This is a genomic window from Pseudomonas sp. MUP55, assembly GCF_034043515.1.
In the GTDB taxonomy this organism is placed as follows: Bacteria; Pseudomonadota; Gammaproteobacteria; order Pseudomonadales; family Pseudomonadaceae; genus Aquipseudomonas.
The window spans coordinates 4,884,569-4,898,801 of record NZ_CP138214.1; the positions used below are offsets into that span (position 1 = coordinate 4,884,569).

Annotated in this window: 12 protein-coding genes; 3 read left to right on the plus strand and 9 right to left on the minus strand. The window is 61.9% G+C overall.

The window, feature by feature from the left end:
- Window positions 1-25: 25 nt before the first annotated feature.
- Window positions 26-928: a DMT family transporter gene (locus SC318_RS22010; protein ID WP_320428444.1), complete on the minus strand. Its 903-nt coding sequence runs from the start codon at window positions 926-928 to the stop codon at window positions 26-28.
- Between the two features lie 136 nt (window positions 929-1,064).
- Between SC318_RS22010 and SC318_RS22015 the strand changes: the two genes are divergently transcribed.
- A complete protein-coding gene (locus SC318_RS22015; RefSeq protein ID WP_320428445.1) occupies window positions 1,065-1,940 on the plus strand; it encodes a helix-turn-helix domain-containing protein in 876 nt (291 codons plus the stop codon).
- Here SC318_RS22015 and SC318_RS22020 read toward each other — a convergent pair.
- From SC318_RS22020 to SC318_RS22050, 7 genes are all read right to left on the minus strand, one after another.
- The gene (locus tag SC318_RS22020) at window positions 1,937-4,438 is read right to left on the minus strand and encodes a LuxR C-terminal-related transcriptional regulator (protein ID WP_320428446.1); all 2,502 of its coding nucleotides are present in this window, start codon (window positions 4,436-4,438) and stop codon (window positions 1,937-1,939) included. The two genes, SC318_RS22015 and SC318_RS22020, sit on opposite strands and share 4 nt — an antisense overlap.
- A 431-nt stretch (window positions 4,439-4,869) precedes the next feature.
- Window positions 4,870-6,228, minus strand: a complete 1,359-nt coding sequence (locus tag SC318_RS22025) for a DUF1329 domain-containing protein (protein ID WP_320428447.1) — start codon at window positions 6,226-6,228, stop codon at window positions 4,870-4,872.
- A gap of 26 nt (window positions 6,229-6,254) precedes the next feature.
- A complete protein-coding gene (locus tag SC318_RS22030) occupies window positions 6,255-8,036 on the minus strand; it encodes a DUF1302 domain-containing protein (RefSeq protein ID WP_320428448.1) in 1,782 nt (593 codons plus the stop codon).
- Between the two features lie 483 nt (window positions 8,037-8,519).
- On the minus strand, window positions 8,520-9,431 hold the full coding sequence (locus SC318_RS22035; RefSeq protein ID WP_320428449.1) for an SDR family oxidoreductase: 912 nt from the start codon (window positions 9,429-9,431) through the stop codon (window positions 8,520-8,522).
- A 119-nt stretch (window positions 9,432-9,550) separates the two neighbouring features.
- Complete coding sequence (locus tag SC318_RS22040; protein WP_320428450.1) at window positions 9,551-10,453, minus strand: alpha/beta fold hydrolase; 903 nt, start codon at window positions 10,451-10,453, stop codon at window positions 9,551-9,553.
- Window positions 10,453-11,235: a class II aldolase/adducin family protein gene (locus SC318_RS22045; RefSeq protein WP_306494572.1), complete on the minus strand. Its 783-nt coding sequence runs from the start codon at window positions 11,233-11,235 to the stop codon at window positions 10,453-10,455. Before SC318_RS22045 ends, SC318_RS22040 begins: the two co-directional genes overlap by 1 nt.
- 189 nt (window positions 11,236-11,424) lie before the next feature.
- A complete protein-coding gene (locus SC318_RS22050) occupies window positions 11,425-11,880 on the minus strand; it encodes a flavodoxin (protein WP_306494573.1) in 456 nt (151 codons plus the stop codon).
- A gap of 129 nt (window positions 11,881-12,009) precedes the next feature.
- Between SC318_RS22050 and SC318_RS22055 the strand changes: the two genes are divergently transcribed.
- Window positions 12,010-12,477 (plus strand): PAS domain S-box protein, encoded by a 468-nt coding sequence (locus SC318_RS22055; RefSeq protein ID WP_320428451.1) that lies wholly within the window; start codon window positions 12,010-12,012, stop codon window positions 12,475-12,477.
- 58 nt (window positions 12,478-12,535) lie between these two features.
- Window positions 12,536-13,141, plus strand: a complete 606-nt coding sequence (locus tag SC318_RS22060; RefSeq protein ID WP_320428452.1) for a hypothetical protein — start codon at window positions 12,536-12,538, stop codon at window positions 13,139-13,141.
- Between the two features lie 2 nt (window positions 13,142-13,143).
- On the opposite strand, the gene SC318_RS22065 is transcribed toward SC318_RS22060, so the two are convergent.
- Entirely contained in the window at window positions 13,144-14,103 is a 960-nt protein-coding gene (locus tag SC318_RS22065) for a MerR family transcriptional regulator (protein ID WP_320431278.1), read from the minus strand.
- Between the last annotated feature and the right edge of the window lie 130 nt (window positions 14,104-14,233).

Genomic DNA, 14,233 nt, shown 5'->3' on the forward strand with positions numbered 1-14,233 from the left:
ATCGGGGGCAAGCCCTCTCCCACATTTAGACTGTCTTGGCCTTGAAGACCGGGCTCACACCCTTAGGCTTACGGAACACCAGCACATTGCCCAGCATCACCAGCACCAACCCCGCCAGCGCCGGGGCCGTCCACTGATAACCTTCGGCAAATGCCGACACGTTCAGCGCCACCACCGGAAACAACACGGTGCAGTACGCCGCCCGCTCCGGCCCCATGCGGCCCACCAGCGTCAGGTAGGCGGTAAAGCCAATCACCGAGCCTGGTATCACCAGGTATCCCAGGGCGCCAAGGTAACGTGCGCTCCAGTCCATCTCGAACGGTATACCGCGCACGGCGCAATAGGCCGCCAGCATCGCTGCGCCATAGGCCATGCCCCAGGCGTTGGTGGTCAGGGGCCGCAGCCCGGCTTTCTGCTGCAGGCTGGACAGCATATTGCCCGCCGAAAAACACATCGTGCCCAGCAACGCCAAGCCCAGGCCGAGCAGGGTCTGCGGGCTGGCGGCGTGCCCCGCCAACTCGGGCCAGAACAGCAAGCCCAGGCCGAGCAAGCCAAGGCCGCCGCCCATCAACACATTGCGTGCGACCCGCTGGCCGAAAAACACGCGGGCGTTCAGCGCGTTCCACAAGGTTGCCGTGGAAAACACCACCGCCACCAGCCCGCTGGGGATCCACTGGCTGGCGGTGAGAAAACACATGAAGTTGACGCAGAACAGGCACAGGCCCTGGGCCAGGCAAATCAGGTGCCCGCGCCGGTTCATCACTTGCAGTCGGCGGCTGAGCAGCAGCAACACGAACAGCACCAGGGCCGCCAGGGCGAAGCGATAGACGATCGACACGGGAATCGCCACCACGCCCAGCTGCCATTTGAGTGCGATCCAGGTGGTGCCCCAGATCAGCACGGTGAGTAGATACAGGAAAAGGTTCATAACAGGCTCCGGTGATAGAGCCACAGTGTCGCCCTCATCGCGTGCGGATCTCTTGCACATTCTTGCGCTTTTGTCGGGGCCGGGGATCACAGCGCCATGACGGCAGAGTAGGATGCAAAACGTCGGAGAACACACCATGCCTGAGCTCGAATCCCTGCAAGTCTTTCAAGCCCTCAACCGCTCGCCCAACGCACGGCTGGAAGCCTGCGCCGAGCTCGGTGACGGTTTGTCCGCGGCGCTGTGGAGCAACCACCACGATGCCCAGGATTATCAGGCGCCCAGCCATCACACCTTGTCGTGCTACATCGGCGGCGGCACCGGCACCTTTCGCCGTGACCAGCCGGGCACCAAGGGCGGTCCCGACAAGCTGTGCATCCTGCCGGCCGAGCATCAATCCGCCTGGGTGATCAATGGAGAGATTCGCCTGGCCCATGTGTATTTCAGCCCCGAACAATTCGCCCTCGGCTGCATCACCCTGCTCGACCGCGAACCCCGTGAACTGCAACTGCGCGAAAGCACCTTCCTTGAAGACGCCAGCCAGGCCGCACGCTTTCACCAGTTGATCGCCCTCAACTGGCAAGAACCCGGCGAGCGCCTGCTGACCAGCAGCCTGGCCCATGAAATGCTCAGCCATACCCTGCTCAGCCAGGTCGGCGCCCGCGAGGGGCTGCGCGTCAAAGGTGGGTTGGCCGCGCACCAGCGGCGGCGGTTGGTGGAGTACATCGAGCATCACCTGCAGGACGCCATCAGCCTCGGCCAACTCGCCGATCTGTGCGCCCTGTCGGAGTACCATTTCGCGCGCATGTTCCGGCAAAGCTTCGGCCTGCCGCCGCACCAGTACCTGCTGACGCGCCGGCTGGCCCGTGCGCAGAGCTTGTTGCGCAGCAGCGCCCTGGCCATAGGCGAGATAGCCTGCAGGTGCGGTTTTTCCAGCGCCAGTCATTTCAACCAGCGCTTTCGCCAGGCCATGGGGGCCGCGCCTGGGGATTATCGCCAGGCGTTTGGCCGCTAGCCCATCAGGCCCAGGGTCTTGGCCTTGGCCACGGCCTGGGTGCGCCGCTCCACCCCCAGTTTGCTGTGGATACGCCGCGCGTGGGTCTTGACGGTGTGCAGCGAGATATACAGACGGTCGGCAATTTCCAGGTTGGAATTGCCCAGGGCGATCAACTGCAGCACTTCCAATTCGCGCTGGCTCAGCGGGTTTTCCGTGACGCAGGCTGGCGAGGCTTGCGGTTCGAGCCCCAACTCGCTCAATAGCCCCGGCGCACGTAAACGCAACTCGCGAACCGCCTGCTGCACCTGGCAACGCCCCGCCAATTCCAGCCCGGCTTGCAGCGCCAGTCGCGCCTGGGCCGGGTCGCCCAGCCGCCAGCTCACCTCCCCCAGCACCAGCTGCAGCTCGGTTTCAAGGCACAGCATGCCGCGTTGCCGGGTGTTGTCGAGCAAGGCGCTGAGCCGTTCCAGCGGGCGTTCAGCGCAGCCCAGCCTGACCTCGGCCAACACCAGCAGGTACTCAAGACGCGGGATCAATTCCAGGGTGGCCGGCGGTGCCTGCTTGGCGCAGGGCCCTTGAAAGTGACGCAGCACGCGGCGCATCGCTTGCACGGTCAATTCGGCGCGCCCTTGCTGCAACCAGAAATGCCCGCTGATCAGCAAAAGAACCGCGCGGTACACCACGACGGGCACGTGGCGCTGCTGCATCAGCCGTTCGGCGTCGCGCAGTTGGATAAACGCCTGGGCGTAGTCACCGCGATTGGCCGCCAGCAACGCCAGCCCGAGAAACCCGTAAAGCACACGCTTGTCCTGGCTGTGCAGACAGATGTCCAAACCGGACTCGAAACACTCGTTCGCCAATGCGTCCTGCCCCTGGCGCAATGCCAGATGCCCGCGCCGCAGGGCGATCCGCCCCATCAGTGGCCCGGCCTGCAAGCGCTGCCCGACCAGCATCGCCTGCACGCTTTCCAACAGGCTTTGCGCCCGATAAGGCGCGCCGCGCTGTTCCAGCAGCTGGGCGTGATCCAGCTCAAGCAAGGCCTCCAATACCAGCGAGCCGTGGGCGCGGGCCAGACACAGCGCTTCACGGTTCAGGCCTTGAGCAACGTCCAGTTCACCGCGCAGCATGGCTTGCTGGGTCAGGCCCGACAGGCACATCAGGCGCGATGTCCAGGCGCTCTCGGGCAAGGCTTGCAGCGCCTCAAGAAAATGCGCCCGGGAATGCTCGGCATCGCCGCTCAAGTGCAGCAACCAGCCCACTTGCGCCTGCCAGCGCGCCACCAGATGGCGCTGCGCAGTTGCCGTCGGTCGCGGCGCGAAGCGGGACAACTGGTCGATGCACAACGCCGCCTGCTCAAACCGCCCGGCAAACAGCAGTGCGGCCGTGACCAGGCCTACCAATTGCGCCGAGCCGAGCATCAGTTCATCGCCATGCTGCTCATGCAGGCGCAACAGCAGCAAGGCATTCTGCCCGCGGAACAAGTCTTCGAAACTGAAGTGCTGCAGCAGGCTCACCGCCCCTTCATATTCCTGCGCCAGCAACGCCTGCTCGAAGGCGGCCTGCCAGTCCTGCTCGGCGCTGAACCACTGGCAGGCGCGCCGATGCCAGGCGCGCTTGGCGGCCCAGGGTTCTTCGCGCAGCACGCGCGCCAGGGGCGGGAAGATGTGCAGCCATTCAGTGCTGCCTTCCCAGGGCTGGATGAACGCACCGAGCGCTTGCAGCTCCCGCAGGTACCGTGCGCCGTCTCCAGAGCCGAACAAATGTTCACACAGGCCCGTATTGAAACGCGGCAGATTGGCCAGCACCCGCCAGGCTTCGGCCAGTTCCGCCGGCAAGCTGCTGAACACTTCGTGTTGCAGATAATCAAGTACGGTTTTATCGGGATGGCCGTCGCCGAGCAACGCGATGCGCACGCCGGCGCACCACCCCGCGCTGAACTGCATGACGCTATCGACGCTCTGCCCGGGGCCGAGCAATGCCTGGGCCTCCGTAGCATTGAAGGCCAGTTCAGCGCTGCCACATTCCAACAGTTCGTCGTCAAGCAGCAGTCGCGGCCAATTGCACGCCGGCCGGCGTCGCGCACCCAGCCACCAGGTCAGCGCCGGGCTGCTGGCAGTGAGCAAGCGGTCCAGCAAGGCATCCAGCTCGGGAGCAGGCAAGCGGCAGAAATCGTCCAGGCACAACCACGCCCTGGATTGCCAACGGCCCAGATCGAGCAATAACGTCGCTTCATCCGTATACGCCAGCCCCAGGCTGTGGGCCAGGCGCCGGGAGAAATCCACAGGGCATGCAACCACACCATTGAGCGCCAGCCAGTAAACCTGACACCCAGGCGGCGCCTGCAAGGCGCACTCGGCGAGCAGCGCGCTCTTGCCACTGCCACCCGGCGCGCACAGCAACTTCACCCTTGCCGGTGCTGCGAGCAAAGGTCCGGCAAGACGCGGGCGCAACACATGGTGAGCGGACAGCCGAGGCATGAATCCAGGACGGTCCAGGCAGCGTGTCATGGCGGTCATTGCTGCATCCTGCGTTTTTATTGTTATGCAACCCTAGACCTGTGGTGGACGGTTGTTGAAGAAGTATTCAGCGGGGTGATTAAGGACCATGCACAAAACCCGATGTGTACATCACCCAATGTGGGAGGGGGCTTGCCCCCGATGAGGGAGTGTCAGTCAATGGATGGGTTGACTGATACACCGCCATCGGGGGCAAGCCCCCTCCCACATTGTTTTGCAGCGTTGCTTTGATGATCATTCCCACGCTCCCGCGCGGGAATGTAGCCCGTGACGCTCTGCGTCACCTGTGCGCAGTAACCCGAATTCGCCGCGGTTGGCGAGACGCGGAGCGTCTCAGGAGGCATTCCCAAGCAGAGCGCGGGAACGATCAACTGATACACCGCCATCGGGGGCAAGCCCCCTCCCACATTGATTGCAGTTCACATCCAGAATCAGCGCACGCCTTCGGACCTGAGCGCGGCCGGGGTGTAGTCGGCTGCCTTGGCGGCAAAGCCGAACACAAAGCTGCTCTTCTCCTCGTTCTTCATGCCCAGGGCGATGTAGCGCCCGGCGATCAGGTCGTACAGGGTTTCCACGGTGTAGGCCGGCACCTGGTGGTCGTAGTAGAACTGGGCGTGGCCTTCGGCGACGCGCCACAGTTGGCCGCGACCGTCGTAGTGGTCCACCAGGGCGACCTGCCAGCTGTCTTCGTCGATGTACATATGGCGCTTGGCGTAGATATGCCGCTCGCTCGGCTTGACGGTGCCGACCACTTCCCAGACGCGATGCAGCTCATAGCGGGTGAGGTCCTGGTTGATATGCCCGGCCTTGATGATGTCGTCGTACTTGAGGCTCGGCGAATCGAGCTTGTAGCTGTTGTAGGGGATGTACAGTTCCTTCTTGCCCACCAGTTTCCAGTCATAGCGGTCGGGCGCGCCGGAGAACATGTCAAAGTTGTCGGTGGTGCGCAGGCCGTCGGAGGCGGTGCCCGGCCCGTCATAGGAAACCTGCGGCGCGCGGCGCACGCGGCGCTGGCCGGCGTTGTAGATCCAGGCCAGGCGTGGCTCTTTCACCTGGTCGAGGGTTTCGTGCACCAGCAGCACGTTGCCGGCCAGCCGCGCGGGCGCCGTGACCGATTGCTTGAAGTAGCTCAGTACGTTGGCTGCCTTGGCCTGATCGATATCGGGAATGGCCTGGGGCACCGCCACTTCCTCTTCGAAGCGGATCGGCGTGTAGCTGCCGTTGGTCTGCGGCGTGGCCTGGGTGATGATGCGGCGCAGGTTGCCGCCGTGGTAACGGGTGATGTGATTCCACAGCACTTCCACGCCGTTCTTTGGAATCGGGAACGCGTAGTAACGGTTACCGGTGAAGTTCTCCAGGCCGTTGCCGTCGTTGATCGCCTTGACGTTCAGGGCGCTGCGCTTGATCGACTCGTAGATGTCCGCCGGCAGGTTGACCGTACGGTGGCTCGGATACACCGGGATCTTGTAGGTTTCGGGGTAGCGCTTGAACATCGCCACCTGGCCGTCGGAGAGCTTGTCCTTGTACTTGTCGACGGTGGCGGCGGTGATCACGAACAGCGGTTTTTCACTGGCGAACGGGTCGGCGAGAAAGCCCTTGCTGTCCACCGCGCCGGCGTTTTTCGGGATGCCGCCGGTCCAGGCCGGAATCGAGCCATCGGCGTTGCCGGCCTTTTCCGCGCCCACCGGGGTCAGGGTGGTGCCCAGCTTGGCGGCTTCTTCCGGCGATACCGCGGCCATCACGTGGGCGGCCAACAGGCTCAGGGCCAGCACTGCAATTGTCTTACGCATAGGTTCTTGTCCTTCTTTAAGCCAAATCAGAAGTTCACGCCGAAGCTGAGGGCGAGGAAGTCACGGTCGGTCAGGGTGTTGTAGTCGCCGCCAAAGAAGTCGGTGTAGCTCAGGCTAGCGGTGTAGGTGCTGCGGTAGTCCGCATCCACGCCAACGCTGATGGCCTTGGCGCCTTTGTTGAATACGCCGTTGGGGCCGTAGCCGGCGACGTCGTGGGACCACGACAGGTTGGGCTTGAGATTGACCCCGGCAATCGCGTTGTTGTAATCCAGGATCGCCCGCGCGCGGTAGCCCCAGGAGGTGGAGGTGACGAAACCGTCGGTGTCCCCTTCGAAACCGTAGGCGCCGTACACCGAGTCGCGGCCATAACGCAGCTTGGTTTTGTCTTCCAGGCCCGCGACATGCACCACGGCCGCCTCGCCCACCAGCGTCAGGCGCTCGGCGCCCAGCACCTGGTCGAAGAACTGGGTCATGGTGCTTTGGATCTGGGTGATTTCCTTGCGGCGGTAGCCTTTGTTGTCCGCGCCAAACGAGCTGCGGATCGGCGACGCGGTGTTGCCGGCGATGGGATTGACCAGCGCCAGGGTCAGGTCGGTGGTGTTGAGCTGCACCGGGGCATTGGGCCGGTAGCTGATTTCCCCGGTCCACGCCGTGCCTGTGGGCAAGGTGGTGGAGAAGCTGGCGCCGAACAGACGGATATCTTCCGGGTAGTCCAGGTAGTACTGGCCACGTCCAAGCATGGTGCTCTGGGCCAGGGCCGAACCGAAGCCTGGCGGGGCGGCGGCACCAATGGCGCCGATGGTCGCCAGGTTGGTATTGGCGGTGATGGTGCCCACGGTCGGCGTGCGGCTGTGGTAATTCATGAAGTACAGGCCGTATTCGGTGTCGTCGCCCAGCCAGCGCAAGGCCGCGCCGAACTGGCCGGAGTCACGCGCATCACGGTCGGCGGCGCGCTGCACCACCACACCTTCGCGGGTGACTGAAAAGCCTTGGCCGCGTGCCGCTGCAATCGGTTGCAGCGGTGCAATCGCCGGGTTACCCACCGTGTAGTTACCGGTGCAGCCATCTGCCGCCACGTCACCACCGAAGAAGGTGCCGCAGTTGTCCAGCACGGTCTGGTCCCACTCAAGCTGGTAGAAACCTTCCACGGTCAGTTGATTGGTCAGGCTCTGAGAGGCAAACAGCATGTTTACCGGGATCAGGCCTTCCTTGATCTCGGCCCCCGGACGACGGAACGCCGACACGTCGATCGGGTTGATGCTGTTGATGGAGTTACCGATGAAGGTACTTTCGCCCCAACTGACCACCTGCTTGCCGGCGCGCACGGTGCCGGGCAGGTCGCCCAGGGAATAGTTGTGATAGACGAAGGCGTCGAGGATCTGCGCACCGCTGGATTTGGCGCCTTCCTTGCGGTTGTGGTCGCTGATGGGCTTGAACTCGCGGTCTTCGTCCTTGAGTTCGAAGTCGTACCAGTATTTGCCGCGCACGAACACACCGGTGTCGCCGTATTTGAGTTCAAGGTCGTGCAGGCCCTTGAAGATTTTCGAGAAGGTCTCGCCCTTCTTGAAGTTGAGGCGCCCGTCATCGCCGGTGGACGCCTGGCCGGTGCCGCCGTTGACGGTGCCGACCAGGCTCTTGTCGGCGTCGCGCATGCCCCAGCTCGCACCGACCGACAGCGAGGAGTCGAATTGCCCTTCGATCTCGCCAATGTTGAACGAAACAGCCTGAGCCTGGGCACAGCAGCCCAGCGCAACCGCTGCGGCCAGCGCCTCTGGCATGAAGATGGCGCGCATTGTTGTTTTTGTCATGCGTCTTCCCCGGTGAGTGACAGAAGGCCCCACCCTACTGCCGCCCATGAGGAGCGATAAGCGCACCAAGGAGGTATTCGTGTTGTCGCTCGAAAGGATGACAAGCCGCGCCGGCCATGGGTGTGGCGCGCGTCATGGATTGGATGGATGAAGCGCTATCAGAAGAATCGATGACATGCCGGACATTGTTGTTATTTTTGTAACAGTCCTTGTCCTGAACCGCTATTACTCATTTTGTTACAAGCGACTATTCTTACCTCGCTTTCAGGGCAAACCGCCCGCTCCCGGACTCGGGAGAAAAGCCTGAATTCAACGGATTGTTTATGTATTCAATCTGTTACCGGTGTTCACTGACGTTGATTTATCGCTCCTTGATCCAACGTCTTACTTCGGCCGCTGCCTGTGCAGCGGCCTTTTTTATGCCTGCAATAAAAACGGGGCGCCATCGACGCCCCGCAGGATTCACTGGTTTTATGGCAACGATCAGAGGCTGAACTTCTGCAAGTTGGCCATCATCTCCTTCAACGCCTCGATCGTGTCCTTGGGGTGCGCCGCGCCTTCGAAGTCGCAGATCTGCTGCCAGTGCGCCGCCACGTCATCCGGCGAAAAGCCCGCCTCGGGATCAAAGCCCACACCCAGGCTGCGCTCCCAACGGGTCTTGCCGATCCAGCCGCCGCCCACCTCGAACAACCCCGACGTTTCCTGGCAGGCTTCGCTGCCCAGGTACACCACAAGCGGGCTGATCAGTTCCGGCTTGAGGCGCTCGAACACCTGCGGCGGGATCAGCCCTTCGGTCATGCGCGTGGCGCCGGTGGGGGCAATCGCGTTGACCAGGATGTTGTTCTTGCGGCCTTCCAGCGCCAGGGTGCGGGTCAGGCCATACAGGCCGAGCTTGGCCATGCCGTAGTTGGACTGGCCGAAGTTGCCGTAGATGCCCGAGGTGGACGCGGTGAAGATCACCCGGCCATACGCCTGCTCACGCAGATGCGGCCAGGCGGCGCGCGTGACTTTGTAGGCGCCTTCGACATGCACCCGGTAAACCAGGTCCCAGTCGCTGTCCTCCATCTTGTGGAAGGTCTTGTCGCGCAGGATACCGGCGTTGTTCACCACCACGTCGATACGACCGAATGCATCCAGCGCGTTCTGCACGATTTTATCGCCGTCGGTGACAGAGTCATGGTTGGCGTGCGCAATGCCACCCGCTTCGCGGATTTCGGCGACCACCCGGTCGGCTGCCGAAGCACTGGCGCCCTCCCCCTGGGTCGAGCCGCCCAGATCGTTGACCAGCACTTTGGCGCCGTGCCGAGCGAACAGCAGCGCATGGGCCCGGCCCAGTCCACCGCCGGCACCGGTGACGATCACGACCTTATCCTGCAACTGCACTGACTGACTCATACCCAACTCCTCTGGCGACAATGGCGATGGGCAGAGTGTCGGGCACAGGGCCTTTGGTCACAATAATTACGGCCGACCCTGAATGGTGCTCGATAAGGCAGCGGGATGATGCCGTGCGCTCAGGAACAGACCGCACGCACCGACTGCTGGCCAATACGTTCACGAAACGCCTGGTAGTGCCTGAGCACCTGCACCGGCGCCTCGATCTGCGGGTAATGGCCGATGTTGGCCAGCAGTATCGCGTCGGCATGCGGCACAAGCTGTTGATAGCGCTCCACCATATGCGCGCCGGAAATGGGGTCGACCTCACCGTCGATGACGCGCAACGGCACCTCGTCGCGTTGCATTGCCGCCACCCAGCGGTCACGCAGGCGCCGACGCTGGGGGATGTAATTGATCAGTTTGTGCAGGATGCGCGGACCGTCGTTGTGTTCGAGCAGACTCCAGAAATCATCCAGGGCGCTTTCACTGGGCCGTGTCTGGGGACCGAATATCTGGTTGAAACTGTTGGCCAGGCCGCTTCGCCCAGTGGCGCGGCCGATCATCCAGCCCAAGGGGCTGAGCAATAACTTCTGCACCAGGGTGGCGCGATGGGTTTCGGGAAACAGCCCACCGTTGAGGAACACGCAGCTGGCCATCTGGAACCGGCCTTCGTAATGCCGGGCCAGCAGTTCCTGAGCAACGCTGTCGCCATAGTCGTGGGCCAATACGTGCACGGGCTGCATCACCCCCAGGTGTTCAAGCAGCGCCTGTTGCAGGTCCGCTTGCTCCAGCAGGCAATAACCGTGGTCCAGTGGTTTGGCCGAGTCGCCAAAACCGAGCATGTCGCAGGCAATCACCAGGTTGCGCTGGGCCAAGGGTTGCCACAGGTAATGCCAATCCCAACTGGCCGTGGGAAAGCCATGAATCAGCAGCAGGGGCTCGCCCTGCCCGGCCACCCAGTAACGAATGGAGCGGCCGCGAAAGACGAAATCCTGGCCACGTGTGCGCCAGGCGCTGAGCGGTATTTCGGCAAGTGGCATCAGCTTTTATACCCGGGGTTCTGGTGATCCAATTTGCGCAGCAGCGCCGGCCAGGCAAGCGCACCGCCCATGCCCTGGGCGCTTTTTGTGACAGCGGCCACCATCGCCTTGGCGCCGGCCAGCACCTGCGGCTCGATGGCGATCAACTCGGCAGCGCCGTTCTGCGCCAGCACCTGGATGTCACAGGCACGCTGGAAGGTGAACATCATCAGAAAGGTGTCGGCAATGGTCGCCCCGCACGTCAGCAGGCCGTGGTTGTGCAGCATCAGAAAGTTGTTTTCGCCCAGGTCCGCCTGCAGGCGCGCCTTCTCGTCGTGGTTCAGGGCGACGCCTTCATAGGCGTGATAGGCCAGGCTGGACAGTACGAACAGCGACTGCTGGCTGATCGGCAAGACGCCCTGCTTTTGTGCCGACACGGCAACACCGGCAGCCGTGTGGGTGTGCAGCACGCAGGTCACGTCATGGCGCACTTCGTGGATGGCGCTGTGGATGGTGTAGCCCGCGGGGTTGATCTCATAGGGGCTGTCCATGCGCTTGTTACCGGCCTGGTCCACCTTGACCAGACTCGAGGCGGTGATCTCGTGGAACATCAGCCCATACGGATTGATCAGGAAATCATCGGTGCCCGGCACCTTGGCCGATATATGCGTGAAGATCAGGTCATCCCAGCCATGCATCGCCACCAGGCGATAGCAGGCCGCCAGGTCGACACGGGCTTGCCATTCGGCGGCACTGACCTGCTCTTGGACATTCTGTGACGATAGAACGGGGGCTAAACTCACGATGATGACCTCCTTGGCGCACTTATTCTTGTTGTGCAAGTGAGTGGCCAGTCTAGTCAGACGCCCTGGCTTGCGGAGTTGCCTTCGCAGCCAGCTTGATGACTGAACGAGTCAGCCAAGAGAATAGTACAACTAGGTGTCAGAGAAGCGCCGTCAATAAAAGCACGCAGGACGGCGCCTCGCAGGCGGTCAAGGCTTGAGTGCGGTGGTCAACTCGGCCAGCCACGGCTCGGCGTCGGCCTCCGGGGTCACGCTTTCGCTGGCGTCCAGGCGCAGCATAGGCAGCACTTCACGCACGCCCAGTTCGCTGAACAGCTCGCGCATTTGCTCGCCACCACCGCAGAAGGTATCGCCGTAGCTGGCGTCCCCCAAGCCGATGACGGCCCCCGGCAAGCCGCGCCAGGCGGCGGGCAATTGGTCACGCATGCTTGAATACAGCGGTTGCAGGTTGTCGGGCAACTCGCCCATGCCGGTAGTGGAGGTAACTGCCAGGAACGCCTCGGGGGCGAAGGCCTGCACGTCCGCCAGCGTGGCACGCGGGTTGTGCCAGGCTTGAAACCCTGCGTCTTTCAGGATTTTTTCGGCGTGCCGAGCGACTTCTTCGGCGGTGCCGTAGACCGAGCCGGAAAGGATGGCGACTTTCATCAATCTGATCCTGTAGTTGAGCCAAAGCGTGGGATATTAGCAGCTGGTGCAGATTTTTCAGCGCGCGCCGTGCAACATTCAAGACGTGTCATAAACTTGAGACCTCAACAACAAGCCATGGACCGCTCAATGATCAACGCGAACCTGATGCAAATGGTCATCAACGCCTCCAACGACGGGATTGTCGTTGCAGAACGAGAAGGCGCGGACAAACCGCTGATCTACGTCAACCCGGCCTTCGAACGCCTGACCGGCTATACCCTGGATGAAATTCTGTACCAGGATTGTCGCTTCCTGCAGTCGGGGGACCGTGACCAGCCGGCCCTGATGGCGATTCGGGACGCACTCGACAACGGCGGCGCGTGCCGGGAAACCCTGCGCAACTACCGCAAGGACGGCACGCATTTCTGGAACGAACTCTCACTGTCATCGGTGTACAACGCGGCCGACCGGCAGACGTATTTTGTCGGCGTGCAAAAAGACGTCACCACCCAGGTAAAGGCCCAGCAACGCGTCGCTAAGCTGGAAGCCCAGGTGGCGGAGCTCAAGGCCGAGTTGGCTGCGCTCAAAGCGACAAGTGGAGTTAACAAGCTGTAAAAATTGCGCTCTTTAGAGCAATAATGGCCTTTTAATGCCTGACCTTTGAGCTATATCAATGCAACGCGATGCTCTCTTGACGCAGGACGAGCTGGATTTTATCCAGAACATGCAGCACAACCCGCAGCTCAATCTGCGGGATGCAGGCTCGAGCCTGACGGTGAATGGCGGTGCGCAGATTCGCGATTTGCTCACGCGACTGGCCGCTCACGACCAAGTCACCATCCAGGCGCAGTTCGACAACCAGCAGCTCACCTTCCCCCTGCACCTGGTGGAGGATGAGTTTCATGCGGTACATCTTCGCCTGGGCGTGCCGAGTATCTATGAAGACGGGCCGATGATCCGCCCATGGCGTCTGGCCCTTGAAACCCCGGTTGCCCTGGAGAACGTCAAGGGCTACGCCAGCGCACTGTGGGTGCACCAAGTGTCATTCAAGGGTGTATTGGTCGAAGGGCGTGGCCGGGCCAGACCGCCAAAAACCTTTTCCTTGTGGTTCAGCCCGTCCGGCTACGAGCGCATTGCGCTGCGCGGCACGCTGGAGCGGGAAACCGCCCGTGGACTGTTCGCCTACCGCCTGAATCAGAGTGACGCCGATGAGATCGAGCGCCTGCGCCAATTCATCCTGCACCAGCATCGTCTGGTGCATCCGCATGTACATGCCTGAGATCAGGTATCCAGACCGCCACTGAGAAACTGCTGCAAACGGTGCTGCATCTGACGCCCTTCGCTGCCCAGGCAGCCGATGGACGTGCTGTCCAGATCGGTCTGCAACAGGTCTGAAGCAGCGCCTGCCAGAAGCAGCGGGCAATCCAGGGTCAGCGCCAGGCGGTTCAACCGCATAGCCATGTCGTGCTTGTGCAGGTGGTTGGAGAAAATGATCAGTGCCTGGGGGCGGATTTTTTCGCAGACCAGGGTCAACTCATCGACCGGCTGGCCCAGGCCCAACACTTTCACGGTCAAGTCCTCCCGGCTCATCAACAGCGCCGCCACCAATAGCTCCAACCTGTGGGACTCTCCCGGCATGGCGGTCAGCAGAACGCGAGGGGCGGTCGACGCACTCGCAACCTGCAGGCGCAAGACAGTCTGTACACACAGAAAAGCATCGTAAAACAGCCACTCGCTGGCCTGACCGAAACGGCCCTGGTGGCGCAGCAAGTCGTTCCACAGCGGCATCAGAATGTGCTGGAACGCAACGCTTAAGGGGTAGGTAGAGAAAATCTGGCCGTACACGCTTTCCAACTGGCGATCATCGAATGCACTGATGGCCTGCATCAGCCGAGTCCGCCACTGCGGCCCTTCATTGTCTTCAACAGCGCCGCGCTCGGCACGAATCGCTTCGAGCTGTTGATCGTCACGCGCCAGAATCTTGCCAACCTTGCTCACCGCTACACCGCGTTCAGTCCATTCAATAATACGATTGACGGTCTCGATATCGGCCATGGAATAGAGGCGGTGCCCGCTTTCGGTGCGCATGGGCTGGATGAGCCCGTAGCGCCGCTCCCAGGCACGCAGGGTGACCGGGTTGACGCCTGTCAATCTCGAGACTTCCCGAATTGGAAACAACTGAGCTGAATCCGCTGGAGTTAGTCGCGAAATGCTATCAGTTGGAGCAGTAATCACAGGCATTGTTGACCAAATGTGCAGCGCAAAATGATCCTTATTTAACGCTTTTAGATTTGTCTTTTTCAAGACCCGTGCTTATCGGACCAATGTCTCTGGTGTATTTGGGCAAAAGAGGAATAATCCTTGCCTGTTT

Coding starts and splice junctions, on each gene's coding strand:
- SC318_RS22035 (WP_320428449.1), bottom strand. CDS start 9,431: ATGAGTCAGTCAGTGCAGTTGCAGGATAAGGTCGTGATCGTCACCGGT.
- SC318_RS22025 (WP_320428447.1), bottom strand. CDS start 6,228: ATGCGTAAGACAATTGCAGTGCTGGCCCTGAGCCTGTTGGCCGCCCAC.
- SC318_RS22040 (WP_320428450.1), bottom strand. CDS start 10,453: ATGCCACTTGCCGAAATACCGCTCAGCGCCTGGCGCACACGTGGCCAG.
- SC318_RS22065 (WP_320431278.1), bottom strand. CDS start 14,103: ATGCCTGTGATTACTGCTCCAACTGATAGCATTTCGCGACTAACTCCA.
- SC318_RS22050 (WP_306494573.1), bottom strand. CDS start 11,880: ATGAAAGTCGCCATCCTTTCCGGCTCGGTCTACGGCACCGCCGAAGAA.
- SC318_RS22010 (WP_320428444.1), bottom strand. CDS start 928: ATGAACCTTTTCCTGTATCTACTCACCGTGCTGATCTGGGGCACCACC.
- SC318_RS22030 (WP_320428448.1), bottom strand. CDS start 8,036: ATGACAAAAACAACAATGCGCGCCATCTTCATGCCAGAGGCGCTGGCC.
- SC318_RS22015 (WP_320428445.1), top strand. CDS start 1,065: ATGCCTGAGCTCGAATCCCTGCAAGTCTTTCAAGCCCTCAACCGCTCG.
- SC318_RS22020 (WP_320428446.1), bottom strand. CDS start 4,438: ATGACCGCCATGACACGCTGCCTGGACCGTCCTGGATTCATGCCTCGG.
- SC318_RS22055 (WP_320428451.1), top strand. CDS start 12,010: ATGATCAACGCGAACCTGATGCAAATGGTCATCAACGCCTCCAACGAC.
- SC318_RS22060 (WP_320428452.1), top strand. CDS start 12,536: ATGCAACGCGATGCTCTCTTGACGCAGGACGAGCTGGATTTTATCCAG.